Origin of the sequence: Acinetobacter sp. ANC5681, assembly GCF_023488045.1 — a bacterium.
Taxonomy (GTDB): domain Bacteria; phylum Pseudomonadota; class Gammaproteobacteria; order Pseudomonadales; family Moraxellaceae; genus Acinetobacter.
Genome location: NZ_JAMFKZ010000010.1, coordinates 74222 through 90358, shown reverse-complemented (window position 1 = coordinate 90358; position 16137 = coordinate 74222). Strand labels below are relative to the sequence as shown.

At 37.6% G+C, this 16137-nt stretch carries 15 protein-coding genes and 3 pseudogenes; 10 read left to right on the top strand and 8 right to left on the bottom strand.

The annotated features are described in order from the left end of the window. The first annotated feature begins 4 nt into the window (after positions 1 to 4). On the top strand, positions 5 to 1720 hold the full coding sequence (locus M5121_RS08125) for a proline--tRNA ligase (RefSeq protein WP_249570878.1): 1716 nt from the start codon (positions 5 to 7) through the stop codon (positions 1718 to 1720). 195 nt (positions 1721 to 1915) lie between these two features. Here the strand turns inward: M5121_RS08125 and M5121_RS08120 are convergent, their stop codons facing one another. The 4 genes and pseudogenes from M5121_RS08120 to M5121_RS08105 form a co-directional block, all read right to left on the bottom strand. Further along, positions 1916 to 2260, bottom strand: coding sequence for a zinc ribbon domain-containing protein YjdM (locus M5121_RS08120; protein ID WP_005162025.1), 345 nt, complete (start codon positions 2258 to 2260; stop codon positions 1916 to 1918). Positions 2261 to 2311: 51 nt separating this feature from the next. Then, positions 2312 to 2669 (bottom strand): annotated as a pseudogene (locus tag M5121_RS08115) (DUF488 domain-containing protein). Positions 2670 to 2698: 29 nt separating this feature from the next. Further along, on the bottom strand, positions 2699 to 3034 hold the full coding sequence (locus tag M5121_RS08110; RefSeq protein WP_087535721.1) for a DUF2004 domain-containing protein: 336 nt from the start codon (positions 3032 to 3034) through the stop codon (positions 2699 to 2701). Positions 3035 to 3096: 62 nt separating this feature from the next. Then, the gene (locus M5121_RS08105) at positions 3097 to 3549 is read right to left on the bottom strand and encodes an SRPBCC family protein (RefSeq protein ID WP_502798273.1); all 453 of its coding nucleotides are present in this window, start codon (positions 3547 to 3549) and stop codon (positions 3097 to 3099) included. Between the two features lie 179 nt (positions 3550 to 3728). Here M5121_RS08105 and ygfZ point away from each other — a divergent pair, with 179 nt between their 5' ends. The 4 genes and pseudogenes from ygfZ to M5121_RS08085 all read left to right on the top strand — a co-directional run bounded on the left by ygfZ (position 3729) and on the right by M5121_RS08085 (position 6680). After that, the gene (gene ygfZ / locus M5121_RS08100) at positions 3729 to 4451 is read left to right on the top strand and encodes a CAF17-like 4Fe-4S cluster assembly/insertion protein YgfZ (RefSeq protein ID WP_249570876.1); all 723 of its coding nucleotides are present in this window, start codon (positions 3729 to 3731) and stop codon (positions 4449 to 4451) included. A gap of 152 nt (positions 4452 to 4603) precedes the next feature. Continuing rightward, positions 4604 to 4738 (top strand): annotated as a pseudogene (locus M5121_RS08095) (DsbC family protein); the annotation flags it as partial. A gap of 189 nt (positions 4739 to 4927) precedes the next feature. Beyond that, complete coding sequence (locus M5121_RS08090) at positions 4928 to 5659, top strand: DsbC family protein (RefSeq protein ID WP_249570875.1); 732 nt, start codon at positions 4928 to 4930, stop codon at positions 5657 to 5659. A 217-nt stretch (positions 5660 to 5876) separates the two neighbouring features. Beyond that, complete coding sequence (locus tag M5121_RS08085; protein WP_249570874.1) at positions 5877 to 6680, top strand: tetratricopeptide repeat protein; 804 nt, start codon at positions 5877 to 5879, stop codon at positions 6678 to 6680. Between the two features lie 288 nt (positions 6681 to 6968). Here M5121_RS08085 and M5121_RS08080 read toward each other — a convergent pair. Beyond that, a pseudogene (locus M5121_RS08080) lies at positions 6969 to 7646 on the bottom strand (TonB-dependent receptor plug domain-containing protein); the annotation flags it as partial. 206 nt (positions 7647 to 7852) lie between these two features. Here M5121_RS08080 and mutM point away from each other — a divergent pair. Then, entirely contained in the window at positions 7853 to 8674 is an 822-nt protein-coding gene (gene mutM / locus M5121_RS08075) for a bifunctional DNA-formamidopyrimidine glycosylase/DNA-(apurinic or apyrimidinic site) lyase (protein ID WP_249570873.1), read from the top strand. Between the two features lie 33 nt (positions 8675 to 8707). After that, a complete protein-coding gene (locus M5121_RS08070; RefSeq protein WP_004664683.1) occupies positions 8708 to 8998 on the top strand; it encodes a peptidylprolyl isomerase in 291 nt (96 codons plus the stop codon). Positions 8999 to 9039: 41 nt separating this feature from the next. On the opposite strand, the gene M5121_RS08065 is transcribed toward M5121_RS08070, so the two are convergent. From M5121_RS08065 to typA, 3 genes are all read right to left on the bottom strand, one after another. Continuing rightward, complete coding sequence (locus tag M5121_RS08065) at positions 9040 to 9378, bottom strand: gamma-glutamylcyclotransferase family protein (protein WP_087543182.1); 339 nt, start codon at positions 9376 to 9378, stop codon at positions 9040 to 9042. Between the two features lie 148 nt (positions 9379 to 9526). Further along, complete coding sequence (gene mscL / locus M5121_RS08060; protein WP_005162040.1) at positions 9527 to 9955, bottom strand: large conductance mechanosensitive channel protein MscL; 429 nt, start codon at positions 9953 to 9955, stop codon at positions 9527 to 9529. A gap of 245 nt (positions 9956 to 10200) precedes the next feature. Next, the gene (gene typA, locus M5121_RS08055) at positions 10201 to 12036 is read right to left on the bottom strand and encodes a translational GTPase TypA (RefSeq protein ID WP_249570872.1); all 1836 of its coding nucleotides are present in this window, start codon (positions 12034 to 12036) and stop codon (positions 10201 to 10203) included. Between the two features lie 176 nt (positions 12037 to 12212). Between typA and M5121_RS08050 the strand changes: the two genes are divergently transcribed. The 3 genes from M5121_RS08050 to M5121_RS08040 all read left to right on the top strand — a co-directional run bounded on the left by M5121_RS08050 (position 12213) and on the right by M5121_RS08040 (position 16126). Next, positions 12213 to 13571 (top strand): uracil-xanthine permease family protein, encoded by a 1359-nt coding sequence (locus M5121_RS08050; protein ID WP_249570871.1) that lies wholly within the window; start codon positions 12213 to 12215, stop codon positions 13569 to 13571. Between the two features lie 62 nt (positions 13572 to 13633). Further along, complete coding sequence (locus M5121_RS08045; RefSeq protein WP_249570870.1) at positions 13634 to 14650, top strand: methyltransferase; 1017 nt, start codon at positions 13634 to 13636, stop codon at positions 14648 to 14650. Between the two features lie 18 nt (positions 14651 to 14668). Beyond that, the gene (locus M5121_RS08040; protein ID WP_249570869.1) at positions 14669 to 16126 is read left to right on the top strand and encodes an amino acid permease; all 1458 of its coding nucleotides are present in this window, start codon (positions 14669 to 14671) and stop codon (positions 16124 to 16126) included. Positions 16127 to 16137: the final 11 nt, after the last annotated feature.

Here is a 16137-nt window from a genome sequence, read left to right as displayed (position 1 = left end):
TTCCATGCGCGCAAGCCGCTTTTTATTTGCAACGTTAAGAGAAACCCCAAATGATGCTGAAGTCATTTCGCACCAGCTCATGTTACGTGCGGGGATGATTCGTAAATTAGCTTCTGGTTTATACTCTTGGTTGCCCATGGGAACACGTGTTTTAAAGAAAGTAGATGCGATTGTTCGCGAAGAAATGAACCGTTCAGGCGCATTAGAAGTATTTATGCCTGTCACTCAACCTGCTGCGCTTTGGGAAGAATCTGGTCGTTTTGAACAATACGGTCCAGAATTACTTCGTTTCAAAGATCGTCATGATAATCCATTCGTGCTTGGTCCTACTCATGAAGAGGTCATTACAGATTTGGCACGTAATGAGCTGAAAAGTTATAAGCAATTACCAGTAAATTTCTATCAAATCCAAACTAAATTCCGTGATGAAATTCGTCCACGTTTCGGTGTGATGCGATCTCGTGAATTTATCATGAAAGATGCTTATTCTTTCCATGCAACTCAAACATCGCTACAAGAAACCTATGATGTCATGTATGACACCTACAGCCGTATTTTTACACGCCTTGGGCTAGATTTTCGTCCAGTACAGGCAGACACAGGTTCAATCGGTGGCTCTGCATCACATGAATTCCATGTACTTGCTGCAAGTGGCGAAGATGATATCGCATTTTCTACTGAATCTGATTACGCCGCTAACGTTGAAATGGCAGAAGCATTGTTAGTCGGTGAGCGTGCTGCGCCAGCTCAAACAATGACCTTAGTCGATACACCTAATCAGAAAACAATTGCCGATGTTTGCCAATTTTTAAACAGTGATGCAAAACAATCTGTAAAAGCTTTACTTGTACAAGGTCAAACAGATGAAAATGGCAATACACCCGTTGTTGCTCTATTTTTACGTGGCGACCACGAATTGAATGATATTAAAGCTGAAAAGCACCCTTTAATTGCTGCACCTTTGGCATTTGCAACTGAAGTACAATTAGAACAACATGGTTTAACAGCAGGTTTCTGCGGTCCACAAGGTTTAGTTGAAAAAGGCTTAACCGTGATTGTGGATCGTGCTGCATCCGTATTATCTGACTTTGTTGCGGGTGCAAATGAAGTCGATAAACATGCGACAGGTGTGAACTGGGAGCGTGATGCAAAATTCACCGAAGTTTATGATTTACGTAATGTTGTTGAAGGCGACCCTTCTCCAGATGGTAAAGGTACACTTCAAATCAAACGTGGTATTGAAGTCGGTCATATCTTCCAACTCGGTACAAAATACTCAGAAGCTTTAGGGTGTAAAGTACTCGGTGAAGATGGCAAACCATTCACTGTTACAATGGGATGTTATGGAATAGGTGTAACACGTGTGGTTGCAGCGGCAATTGAACAAAACTTTGATGACAAAGGAATTATTTGGCCTCAAGCGATTGCTCCATTCGACATTGCGATTGTGCCAATGAATGCGCATAAATCACCTCGTACCCTTGAAGCAGCTGAAGCGCTTTATGCTGAATTACAAGCTCAAGGCTATGATGTATTGCTTGATGATCGTAATGAACGCCCTGGTGTGAAATTCTCTGATCTTGAATTAATGGGTATTCCTCATCGTATTGTTATTGGTGAGAAAGGTCTTGATGCAGAAACTTTTGAGTACAAAGGTCGTCGCGATCTTGAAGCAAGCAATTTAGGTAAAGAAGAACTCTTAGCTAAACTTATAGGCTAATCTTCATCCTAGCAATAAAAAAGCCGTTTAATAATAAACGACTTTTTTATTGAAAACTTAAGCTGTCAGATCTTTGATTATTATAGCTTTATTTATAGATTATTTTTTATACCAATAGAAAATGATTTATTGTTCACTTTTGGTAAGTTTTTGAATATCAAAGGGGCACTGACATGCCCCCTTAAATGATTTGGATTAGATCTTTTTTACAAATTCAGATTTCAATTTCATTGCACCAATCCCATCGATTTTACAATCAATATTATGTCCATCATTCGCATCGATTAATAAACGAATACTTTTCACTTTCGTCCCGACTTTAACTACAGATGATGAACCTTTGATTTTTAAATCCTTTATGACAGTCACGCTATCACCATCAACTAAAATATTACCGTTGGCATCTTTAATGATCTCTTGTTGTTCTGAAGCAGATGCCTCCCCTTCTTTCCATTCATGTGAACATTCAGGGCAAATCAATAAGTCGCCATCTTGGTAAGTATATTCTGATTGGCATTTTGGGCAGTGTGGAAAAGACATAAAAACATCTCAAAAGCACTATTATGATCGATAGACGCATTTTTTCAAAATTTAAGCTTGAATCGCTTGTCCAATTAAATAATTTTTAAGTACTAGGGCATGACTAAGCTTAAGATCTTTAGCTGCGTAAATGAGCGTTACTTGCTGTTGCTGTGCCATGTCTTTAAGCTGATTTACATAAGGGTTTTCTTTAAGCTCTTCATAATATTCTTCCTGAAAACTCAGCCAATGTTCAACCTTATGACAAAACGCTTTTCTCAATTCAGTTGAGGGTGCAATATCTTTAAGCCATAAATCTAAATGTGCCTGCTATTTCGATATTCCCCTTTGCCATAACCGATCTACGAGTACACGCTGTCCATAAGTCAGCTCAACAGGATCAATAAATACGTTTAATCTCAATTCTCACATCAGACTACCCCACATCTCACAATTTTTTCAGCTTTCCATTGAAATATTAACAACTTGCCCTTTTGAATCAAAACTAACGCAGATAACGTAATTTGTGATCTCATCTGGTAAGGTGAAATCTAAAATTTCATAACTTTCCAGATCCCCCTCATCCCAACGTGAATCTAATACCAGTAACTCTAAAATTTGTAATAAATTAGGTTTTGATGTGTCAAAATATTTTTCCCAATATTCAGGTTCAACTTCTTCAAGATGATGTTGAATAAATAACTCCACACTATCTTCTGCTTGTTGATTTTCTAAAGCTTCGCGCATGGCAACACGAGCCAATTGTTCTCTGTGTTCAAGAATTTGTTCAGACATAATATTCCCCAATATGATTAAATATTAAAAATTTAGCTAGTTTGAATTAAGCTAAGGAGTTGTTATTCATTTGGAATTTCAGCTTGAATCAGTAACCCCAATAAATACAGAGATTCCTGCCAACCTAAATAACACGCTTCAACAGGAATAACATCAGGTATTCCCTCTTGAGTAATATGCACTTCGGTTCCTACTGACACCGATTTTAATTTTATTGTGACCTGAATTTCACCTAGTAAATTAGGATCATCGAACTTATCGGTATAGCGTAATAATTCATTCGGGATAAGCTCAATGTAAGTCCCTCCAAATGAATGAATTTGTCCAGTTGAAAAGTTAGTAAATGACATTTTGTATGTTCCACCCTCTTGTGGGTCTAAGTGATGGATTTTGGCAGTAAAACCATGAGGTGGCATCCACTTTACCAAGGCATCTGGATCGAGAAAGGCTTTAAAAACACGAACTGGTGGTGCATTAAATACACGATGTAGTTGTACTGTTCCACTCATTATTATTCTCAGACTAAGTTATTTTTAATTCGTGCCTCTATCATACCGATTTAGTCATGAAATACTATTCCTTCAATCGCTCAATTGAACCCGAATATCTAGAATCTAAAGCTGCTTTTTTGTAAAAAATGGCGCAAAATAGCACTCCATATTTAGTGATAAGAACGCAGCTTTGGGATTAATCTATGAGTCAGCTTGCTTTTACTGCTTTTAGCTTGAATGGTGTAGATGCGCAAAAATTTCTACAGGGTCAAGTGACTGTTCATGTAGAACGTCTCCCTGAAAATGAAAGTCGCTATACCGCTATTTGTGACTTAAAAGGACGTATTCATTTTGGGCTATGGATTAAAAGATTAAATCCAGAAAGTTTTGAACTTGTAACCACCCAAGATCAAGCCGAAGAGTTTTCCAAACATATTAAAAAGTTTGGTGCTTTTTCAAAAATGAAATTAGAAGAAATAGGATCTGTTTTTCCTTTATTAAATGGCATTCAAACTGAGTTTTCTTCTGTGGAGACAGACATCGATGCTTGGCAAATTCAAGCGATTCAGTCAGGTCAAGCATGGATTAGTCAAAGTACAGAACATTTGTTTCAACCACAAGAACTACGTTTGCATCAACGTGATGGTGTACATTTTGACAAAGGTTGTTATTTAGGTCAGGAAATTGTGGCACGTCTATGGTTTAAAGCAAAACCCAAACATTGGTTACATTTAATCCAAGCCAAAGATACTGTGCCTTCTCCTGCTAGCCAGCTAAGTAAAGATGTTGAGGTTGTGAATAGTGCTGCATGTGAAGATGGCTATATCGCACTTGTAATTGCAAAACCAGTTGCTTTAGAAGAACTTGGTGTAAAGGTTTTGGATTTACCAGAAGTATTAAATGGTGATGTAGCACGACCACAATAATCATTTTAAACAAAAGCCCTTTTAATAGGGCTTTTTAATTATAAATAAGATCCTTTAATTAAAATTAAGCATATACTCTTATTTAAAACAAATACTTTTTTATTTTATTCAATTTATCGGAATTAGCTGTACTCAAGTCTACATTACTTTTTATGATTATGATGGCTACCGCTTTATTTAATATGCAATCTAGTTTTGCTAACACAGAAAAAATTAATCAAAGAATCCAAAGCCTTCCTAATGAATTAAAACCAGAATTTACAGATAAAACACCTATTCCAGATCTTTAGACTCTTTCAAACATCAGAGGCTCTATATGGATAGATGCTTCTGGTCGATATAGAGATGGATCCCGAACTGATTGAATTAATGCAATTGGCAATGCAGCCTTATTTGAAATAAAGTTTAATGATCATTCTTGTCGAGAATCGAAATGAAGGTTATTGTTCACCTATTCTCAACAATATCTCTCTCAAATGAAAATAACCATCAAAACTTGGCTATCAGCCTTATCACTGAGTCTATTAAGCTTACAAATAGTACATGCTGATAGCAGAACCTTAGAACAAAACTTTAAACAAAATTATCCAGATATTCCCGTTACTTCAGTCACCCCATCTCCACTAAGTGGAATTTATGAAGTCTATGTGTCTGGTAAGATTATCTATACAGATGAAAGTGCTAAATATCTTTTTTTTGGCAATTTACTCGATGTAAAAAATCAGAAAAACCTAACAGAAGATCGTATTTCTGAACTGAGTAAAATTGATGTAAAACAACTTCCTCTCAAACAAGCCATTAAGCACATCAAAGGTAAAGGCGAACGTACTTTATATGTCTTTACCGATCCCGATTGCCCATATTGTCAAAAACTTGAACAATATATGACCTCTATCGACAATGTAACGGTCTACATTTTTTTATTCCCACTTAAGAAATTGCATCCACAAGCTGAAACTGCAGCAAATAAAATTTGGTGTGCAAAAAACCAATATGAGGCTTGGGAAGATTACATGCTACATCGTAAGTTAGCCCAAAATTCAGGTACATGTGAAACACCTGTACAGAAAAATATTGCTTTAGGACAAAATCTAGAAATTAGTGGGACACCTACAATCTTCCTTGAAAATGGCACTAGAGTCGCGGGTTTACCACAAAATGCTCAACAAATTGAACAACTTCTATTAGAAGCACAAACTAAAAAATAGTATCTAATTAGGTGGTGGCTTTTCAGTTGACTGGCAAGCCACCACTTACAACATAAGATTCTGATTTATATTAAATAATATAAAAATTAAAATAAATTAATTAAGCAAGATTTATACAAAATCCATATTTACATTTCACAGCAAACTTTTATGATGAAGGCATTCAAAACTGCCATGTAATGGATTAAAGCAGATATCTGTGAAAGGAATAAATAAAATGAAAAAGTTGCTGATTGCCAGCTTAATTCTTGCTACAAGTCATTCAACATTTGCGGCTGATAGTAAAGTAACTGCAAAACCAGATACATTTGCTCAAGCAACTAAACTATACGAAGCAAAAAACTACCCTGCCGCGTTTCAAGAAATGCAGCGTCTCGCTGATACAGGGAATGCCCAAGCAATTTATAACCTAGGTTATATGACTCAAGTTGGTCAAGGCACAGTAAAGGATGAAAAGAAAGCTGCACAGTATTATCAAGATGCTTCAAATAAAGGCTTTGCTCAAGCCAGTTATACATTAGCACAGGCTTATCATAAAGGTGATTTGGGCATCACTAAGAATAATCAAAAATACAAAGAATATTTAGATAAAGCTTCTAAACAAGGCTCTGATGAAGCCATTGTTGAAACTGCAAAAATTTTATTTGAGCAAGGTAAACCTGAATACGATCAGATCGCTGTTCAGAAACTATTACCATTGCTACGGAAAGATTATTATCCAGCAAAACATCTCAAAACAATCTACGATTTGAGTGTTGGTGTTAAAAATAAAAACCCTATTATGCAAGCACAAGCGATTGATAGCCTTAAAGATTTAGCTAAAAAAGGTTATGCACCATCTTTAATGGTTCTCGGCAATATGTTAGCAAATGGAGGTATTGTTGACCAAGATTTAGAGCAGGCAAAAAATATTTTTACTCGCTTAGCAGCAGCTAACTATCCAAATGCGAAGGAATCATTGGCTAAAGTTGAAGAAGCAATTGCTGCAAAAAAAGCAACTTCAGTAAAAACAAAGAACTAATAATCAATTCAGCAGCACTCCACCTCTAAAGAGTGCTGCTTTTTATTTAAAATTGTTTGCTTAACTTAATCCAAGCACTCCAATTGCGCCCATCTGTAGGTTCAAAAAAGCGATTATTTCCTTCGTTCACAATCACTGAACCGATATATTGTTTATTAAATAAATTATCTATAGGGGTAAATCCATTTAAACTCCAATCCGTATAGCAAAATATATATCCTGTATAAGGCGATGCAATTGTTTAAGTTATCATTAAAAGTAAACATGTATTCTTTTCAGAATTGGTTTGATACTTTCTGTACTGCTATGATCGCGATAACCATCTGTATCAAAATAGGATGAGTTAATCATATAACTTGGTTCATTTTGATTTTTTAAACCGTCTTGTAAAACTAAACCAGCATGATTTTTGTGATTACTACCGCCCGCATAACTCATCTCTATCGCATCTTTACCCTGTCCTTCCTTTGTTTTTACTAAAATCGTACCTCCTGAAGAATTTCCATATAACGAAGAAAATGGACCTGTTAATACTTCAAGATGACTTAAACTCCTTAAATCAATATTTGAGGTTTGCCTTTGTAAATCAGGCATTGTGGCAGGAATAGCATCGCTATATAAAAGAATTCCACGAACTTCAAATGTGGGACGTGCACCAAAACCACGCATAGAAAGTTGCAAATCTTGGGCATAATTCTCTCGATTGCGCAGTTGAACACTCGGTATCCCTTTCACAAGCTCAGTTAAATCAACTTCTAAGCTCTGATCATTTTTAGGCATATCTACCCTAAAGATTGATGCTGGTGTTTCAATATAAGCTGTGTCAGTACGAGTTGCTCCGACCTTTATTGTCGGAAGTTGTATGGGCCGATCGACTTCTGATTCAGCAGCCAAAGCAAAAGAACCATTCAAACCCATGCTTATTGCAACACAACCATATAAAAAATTTGTTTTTACTAAAGGTATGAAAATTCCTTGTTTCACAGAATTTAAGGGGCAAGCTTTTTAAAGTAAGTATTTCATTATTTTATAATTAGATTAGATCTTTAACCTTAGCTAAAAAACCAAAAATCAATTTTAATGATGATTAGCCAATCAAATTAAATATCGTCATAATTGTAAGTTGAACATTTACCCTCATTGTATTGTTGTTGAAACAACTTGAGCTCACTATGCCCGAACTTCCTGAAGTTGAAACCACAAAAACCAGTTTACTGCCGCTTTTAGAGCAACGTGTACAAGCTGTAAGAGTACACAATCCTAGTTTGCGCTGGCCTATTCCTGATGATCTTGAAAAATTAATTGGTCAACGTTTAACTCAACTCAAACGTCGTTCCAAATATATTTTGGCTGAATTTGAACAAGATCAAATGCTTTGGCACTTAGGTATGTCAGGAAGCTTTCGCCTATGTCAATCCAGTGATGAATTAAAAAAGCATGACCATCTTGTGATCGAATTTGAAGATCAGCAACTCCGCTACCATGACCCACGGCGCTTTGGGTGTATTCTATGGTTAGATGAAACTAATCAAAGTAAATTGATTGATACGCTAGGGCCAGAACCATTAACTGAAAATTTTAATCCAACATATTTGCATGAAAAATTAGCTAAAAAAAATGTCGGCATTAAAATTGCTTTAATGGATAACCATATAGTGGTTGGTGTGGGCAATATTTATGCAACTGAAAGTTTATTCAACATTGGGGTTCATCCTGCGCAACCTGCTTCGACGCTGAGCAAAGCACAAGTGGAAAAGTTAGTCATCGAAGTAAAACGCATCTTAAAACAAGCAATTGATTTAGGTGGATCAACTTTGCGTGACTATAGTAATGCTATGGGTGAAAATGGTTACTTTCAGCAGACACTTTTAGCTTATGGTCGCGCAGGTGAAATGTGTGTTAATTGTGAAACTACATTAGAAAACTTAAAGTTAGGTCAACGTGCTAGTGTATTTTGTCCACAATGCCAACCTTTGAAACTAAGTAAAATATAGACCATTTAAGATGCAATCAAGGAGAACAACCTTATGCAAACTGCAATTGTTCGACACATTCTCGTCAAAGATAAAGACTTAGCAGAACAGCTAAAAAAACGAATTCAGTCTGGTGCTGATTTTAGCAAAATCGCCAAACAATACTCCACTTGCAACTCAGCTAAACGTGGAGGCGAACTCGGTGAAGTGAAAAAGGGGCAATTGGTCCCTGTCATTGATAAATTAGTTTTTACAGCAGCAGAACGAATCTTACACGGTCCGATCAAAAGCCAATTTGGTTTTCACTTAATTGAAGTGAAATTTCGCATGGATGGCTTAAGATAATGGTTTGAGCTTAATTATTTTAAGCTCTCTCCTCTTCTCAGTTATTTTAATTCTTGCGGTTTCATCACATAAGTCCATGCATCTATTTTTTCACCAGATTCCAAGATAACCTCAGCAACGACTCGCTCATATTGGAATCCTTCAAACTCATCTAACATTTGCCAGTTTTGTTCTAATTTTTCCGTGCTGAATAAATATCCCATGATTAATGGATCTTGTTCAGCTAAAACTAAGGCAGGTAAACCTTTGTCTGGTCCCCAATCTAAAATATGAATTGTGCCGTGTACCGATGCTTTTTGCCAATCTCCACCGATTCCACCCAAAATATGTGCATTTTCCCGATTTGGGCAAAGTGTGCCATAGACAAATAGTTGGTTCATGATTGCTGTTCCATTCAAATATGCAGATATTTTAAAGTCAAATCTTGCAATTTTCCATGTAAAAGCTTGCGTTCCAAATATGGAATTATCTATTTCCAATAAAAAAACGGCATTTTTAAATGCCGTTTTTTAGGAAAATAATAAGTACTTATTTTTTCAAAGAGTCTCTAATTTCACGTAATAATTGAATATCTTCAGGTGTAGGCGCTGGTGCTGCTGGCGCTGCTTCTTTTTGTTTACGCATACGATTCATTACTTTCACCATAAGAAACACAACCCATGCCAAAATAATGAAATTAATAAAGATGGTTAAGAAATTACCATAGGTTAAAACATTGACACCTGCTTTCGTTAATTGATCTAAAGACTGTAAATTATTTGGATTGTCTCCGAGCACAATAAACTTCTGTGTAAAATCAACACCCCCACCAGTAATAACCGAAATAAGTGGCATGATGATATCTTTCACCAATGAATCAATAATTTTACCAAATGCACCACCAATGATGACACCAATGGCAAGATCCATCATATTGCCTTTGATGGCAAATTCTTTAAATTCTTGAATAATACTCATGTATAACTCTCCAGAATTGAACTTAATCGCAACCCATTTTGCATTGTTTATTACACAGGTGCGGCTATCCACATAATGCTCATAATTTAATATTTTTATCAAAAAAAGAAAGCTATTTCACACTTTAACAACATTTTTTTATTTTAATAAAAATATATGTTTAAGCATGTTCCTACCCTAAAATTTATGCAATAAAAAACCGCTAAATAAATTTAGCGGTTTTGTCATTTTTCAGTGAAGAAAAATTATTTATCACGGTTACGCTTACGTTCGTTTTCAGTTAAGTAACGTTTACGAATACGGATCGATTTTGGTGTTACTTCAACTAACTCATCATCTTCAATGAATTCAAGTGCTTGTTCAAGCGTATATTCAATTGCAGGCGTTAAAGTTAAAGCATCATCCGTACCAGACGCACGAACGTTGGTTAATTGTTTTGCTTTAGTTGGGTTAACAACCATATCGTCCGAACGTGAGTTAATACCCACGATCATACCTTCATAAACTTCTAACTGAGGTTTAGCGAATAAACGACCACGGTCTTGTAAGCTGAATAATGCATAGCCCAAGCAAGTACCTTGAACCATAGAAATCAATACACCGTTTTGACGCTTCGCAACAGTACCTTGCTTAACAGGACCGTAGTGCGAGAAGCTTGATGTCATGATCCCTGTACCAGAAGTCATGGTTAAGAACTCAGAACGGAATCCAATTAAACCACGTGAAGGTACAGTTGCTTCAATACGGATACGACCTTTTCCGTCAACTTCCATATTGGTCATTTCGCCTTTACGGTGACCCATTTGTTCCATTACTGAACCTTGATGTTGCTCTTCAACATCAAACGTTACGTTTTCGTATGGCTCTTGTCTTTCGCCATCGACTTCTTTCATGATCACTTGTGGACGTGATACGCCCATTTCAAAGCCTTCACGGCGCATATTTTCAATCAATACTGAAAGGTGAAGTTCACCACGACCAGAAACTTTAAAACGGTCTGGACTGTCAGTATCTTCAACGCGTAATGCGACGTTGTGAATCAATTCACGATCAAGACGTTCACGAATATTACGTGAAGTTACAAATTTACCTTCTTTACCAGCAAACGGTGAGTTGTTGACTTGGAATGTCATCGAAACCGTAGGTTCATCTACAGACAATGGTGGCAAAGCTTCTACATTTTTAGGATCACAAATGGTGTCAGAAATATTGAGTGCATCAATACCAGTGATACAAACGATATCACCTGCTGATGCTTCTTCAACATCAATACGCTCTAAACCGTGGTAACCCATGATTTTTAAGATACGACCGTTACGTGTATTGCCTTCTTTGTCAATCACAGTCACAGGAGTATTCGTTTTTACACCACCACGCTGAATACGACCAACACCGATAACACCAACGAAGCTGTTATAGTCGAGTGAAGAAATCTGCATTTGGAATGGACCATCAACATCAACTGCTGGTGGTTCAACGATATCAACGATAGTTTGGAACAATGGTGTCATATCTTCCGCTAATTCCTCAGGAGAAGGACCAGCTACACCACGTAAACCAGAAGCGTAAACGATTGGGAAATCTAACTGCTCATCAGTTGCACCCAAGTTATCAAACAAGTCAAATACTTGATCGATTACCCAGTCACAACGTGCACTTGGCTTATCAACTTTGTTGATAATTACGATTGGCTTCAAACCACGCGCGAACGCTTTTTGCGTTACAAAGCGAGTTTGTGGCATTGGACCTTCTTGAGAGTCAACAAGAAGCAATACACAGTCAACCATCGACATTACACGTTCAACTTCACCGCCGAAGTCCGCATGTCCTGGGGTGTCTACGATATTGATACGGTAAGTTGTGTCCGTACGTTGATCTAACCACGTAATTGACGTATTTTTTGCAAGAATAGTAATACCACGTTCACTTTCAAGCGCATTCGAGTCCATGACACGCTCAATCTCGCCTGCACGGTCACCTAAAGCACCAGATTGTTGAAGTAATTTATCGACAAGCGTGGTTTTACCGTGGTCGACGTGCGCAATAATTGCAATATTGCGGAGATTCTTAATATCAGACATAGAATTCGATACGCTTAAAATTTGAGGGCAGATTATATAGAAAAATCCTAAACTTTAGTAGTGACAGTTTGTTGACATGAAACTTTTTTTCGGACGAACTGTTTCAGAATCGTTGGTAAAGTAGGCTAACTCTATTAGAATATTCCACTATTGCTTATCGCTTTTCTTATACTCCCATGTCAAATTCTCAACCCGAACAGCCACTTGATCTCGTCTACGGACTCAATGATCGTCCAAAACCGTTCATCGCATTTTTAGCGGCTTTACAACATCTTTTAGCAATTTTAGTCCCGATTGTCACTCCAGGATTATTAATTTGCTTAGCACTTGGTGTATCTCGTGAAGACACCAATATGATCCTTTCAATGTCTCTGATCATCTCAGGAATTGCAACCTTTTTACAGTGTAAAAAGGTCGGTCCTTTCGGTGCAGGACTATTGATTGTTCAAGGGACAAGTTTTAACTTTATTGGCCCAATTATTGGTATTGGTAGCGCCATGGTTGCTGCAGGTACGCCTGTTGAGCAAATGATGGCTGCTATTTTCGGTGTGGTAATTGCAGGTTCATTTATTGAAATGGGCGTGTCTCGGATTCTACCTTGGGTAAAACAATTAATTACCCCTTTAGTTACAGGTATCGTTGTTCTCTTAATTGGTTTGACACTGATTAAAGAAGGTCTGATTAGCATGGGAGGCGGTTATATGGCCATGCAAGATCATACTTTTGCCAATACAGATAATCTGATCATGTCCTGTACAGTACTGGCGGTCATTATTTTATTGAATCGTGTTCAAATTATTTGGGTGAAAAGTTCAGCAATTTTGATCGCTTTAGTCATCGGTTATGTACTTGCTGGCTTTATGGGTCATTTAAACTTTTCAGTATTGCAAGATGCACCATTAATTCAGATTCCTACCCCTATGCATTTTGGTCTAAGCTTCTCTTGGAGCTTGTTCATTCCAATGGCATTCATCTATCTCGTTACTTCACTTGAAGCCATTGGCGATGTGACAGCGACAAGCAAAATCTCAAACCAACCTGTAGACGGCCCCATTTGGATGCAACGCATTAAAGGTGGTGTACTTGTGAATGGTGCCAACTCATTTTTAGCAGGTATCTTCAACACCTTCCCAAGTTCAGTGTTTGCACAAAACAATGGCGTGATTCAACTCACTGGTGTGGCAAGTCGCTATGTCGGGATCTGGATTGCAATCTTATTGATCATTTTAGGTCTCTTCCCTGCTGTAGCTGCCGTGATTCAAGCTGTTCCCCAAGCAGTGCTAGGTGGTGCGGTAATGGTGATGTTCGGTGCGGTGGCTGCATCTGGAATTAACATTCTTTCAAGTATTCATCTTGACCGCCGCGCTTTACTGATTATTGCGATTTCTCTTGCATTAGGTTTAGGTGTAGCACAAGTTCCACAAATCCTTGAACATCTTCCTGAATTATTCAAAAACATTTTCAGCTCAGGTGTTGCAACGGGTGGTATTGCAGCGTTGATTTTAAATATTGTTTTACCTGAAACTCAAAAATAGTCTTTTAACCATCGTAATTGTCCAGTTTCACCACTGGGCTTTGTTTTTGATGAGAGATCAAAATGGATCCACGTAGTGAAGTCGTTATACGACAACAAGATTATTTAAATGGGCAAATCTTACTGATTAATGCGCCCAATGATCAACTCGCCAAAAATTTACCTCACCAAGTACAAGCGTCTGTCTGGACTTGGAATTATGCTGATCATCAAGGTTTTCAAAGCACTGGTATAAATTCATATTTCTCAGTTGAATTTCCACAAGCAAGTTTTGATCAGGTTGTTATTTTCGTTCCAAAATCTAAAGAGTTATTGAATTATATTCTTCATGTCGTGGTTAGCGAGTTAACACTCGGTCAAAGCGTATTTCTAGTGGGTGAAAAAAAAGGCGGTGTTGAACGTGCTGCAAAACAACTCCTGCAATATGGTAAAGCCTTTAAAATTGATAGTGCACGCCACTGTCAATTTTGGCACATGAAAATTGAAAAGAGAGAAATACACAAACCACTTGACCATTGGTTAAAAAACTATATTGTGCAAGTCAATCAAGAACAGCTCGAAATCTGTGCTTTGCCGGGTGTATTTAGTCAAGACCATTTAGATGTTGGAACAGCCGTATTACTCCCTTACCTGAGCCAAGTAAAATCAGGTAAGATTGCCGACTTTGGTTGCGGTGCTGGAATTATTAGTGCTTATTTAGCCAAGATAAATCCAAACCAGCACATTTTTGCACTTGATGTTGATGCATTTGCATTACGGTCTACTGAGTTCACTTTTCAAAAAAATGATCTGAACTTAGCACAGCTACATCTACAGCCTGTCACAAGTTTTGTTGATGCGCCTAAAGATCTAGATGCCATCGTAAGTAATCCACCTTTTCATCAAGGCATTCATACCAATTACGATGCAAGTGAAGAGCTCTGCCAATTGGCGAAAAAGCATCTGAAAAATTCAGGTGAACTATGGATCGTGGCGAATCGTTTTCTAAATTATCCACCTCTGATAGAGCAGAGCTTTGGTCAATGTCTTGTGAAGGCAGATCAACAGGGATTCAAAGTGTTATATGCCTGTGCGAAATAAACAGTTTAAGGAATTTTTATGAGCGATACATCTGCTCCTCAACACCTTCAGCGTCAGCTCGGAGCACGCCACCTGAATATGATTGCCATTGGCGGATCAATTGGTACAGGCTTATTCCTTGCTTCAGGTTCAACAATCGCAACAGCCGGTCCCGGTGGTGCGTTATTGGCCTATGCTCTCATCGGGATCATGATTTATTTCTTGATGACGAGTCTCGGTGAATTAGCCACGCACAATCCAACTTCAGGTGCATTCTTCACCTATGGCAGTCGTTATGTCGAAGATGGTTTTGGTTTCGCCTTAGGCTGGAACTATTGGTATAACTGGGCAATTACCGTTGCTTTTGAATTGGTCGCAGTTCAGTTCATCATGAAATTCTGGTTCCCAGATATTCCTGGGTTTTATTGGAGTGCAATCTTCCTTACCATTATTTTTGCGATTAATGCATTGACGGTAAAAGGCTTTGGTGAAAGCGAATTCTTATTTTCTTTGATTAAAGTGCTTGCAATCATTGTGTTTATTGTCATCGGTATCTGGATGATTGCTAAAATTATGATGACACCGAATGTATCAACCTTTCAACACTGGCATTATAAAGATGCACCGTTTGTTGGTGGCTTACAAGCCCTGATTGGTGTTGCCATGATCGCTGGATTCTCCTTCCAAGGAACTGAAATGGTTGGTGTTGCCGCAGGTGAATCGAAAGATCCAAAGAAAACGATTCCTTTGGCGATTAAACAAATCTTCTGGCGTATTTTACTGTTTTATATCTTATGTATTTTTATCATTGGTACATTGGTAAGCTATGATGACCCACTCCTATTAAAAGCCGCACAAAGTGAAGATATTGCACTCTCACCATTTACCTTATTGTACGAAAAAGCAGGCTTTGCCTTTGCTGCAAGCTTGATGAATGCGGTTATTCTCAGTGCGATTTTATCTGCAGGTAACTCTGGGATGTACTCATCTACACGTATGCTGTTCGATATGGCAAAAGAAGGACGAGCGCCAAAATGGTTCTCAAAACTTGATGGTCGTGGCGTACCCATGAATGCACTTTATGCAACCACTGCCGTTGCTGCTCTGTGCTTCTTGACCACATTTATCGGCGAAAAACAGGTATTTAACTGGTTGTTAAATATGTCTGGGATGTGTGGTTTTATCGTTTGGTTAGGAATTGCAATTTCACATTATCGTTTCCGTAAAGGTTATATTGCTCAAGGTTATAAATTAGAAGATTTGGCTTACCGTGCCAAGTTTTTCCCATTTGCACCATGGTTTGCCTTTATTCTGTGTTCAATCATTATTTTAGGACAAAACTATCAAGCTGTGCTAGGTGGTAAAATTGATTGGTTAGGCTTAGTTTCAACCTATATCAGTATCCCATTATTTTTGGCGATCTGGTTGGGCTATAAATTGAAGCACAAAACCAAATTGATTGCATATAAAGATATGAACGTGAAAGAAGGCGAATAAAAAGCCAAAAA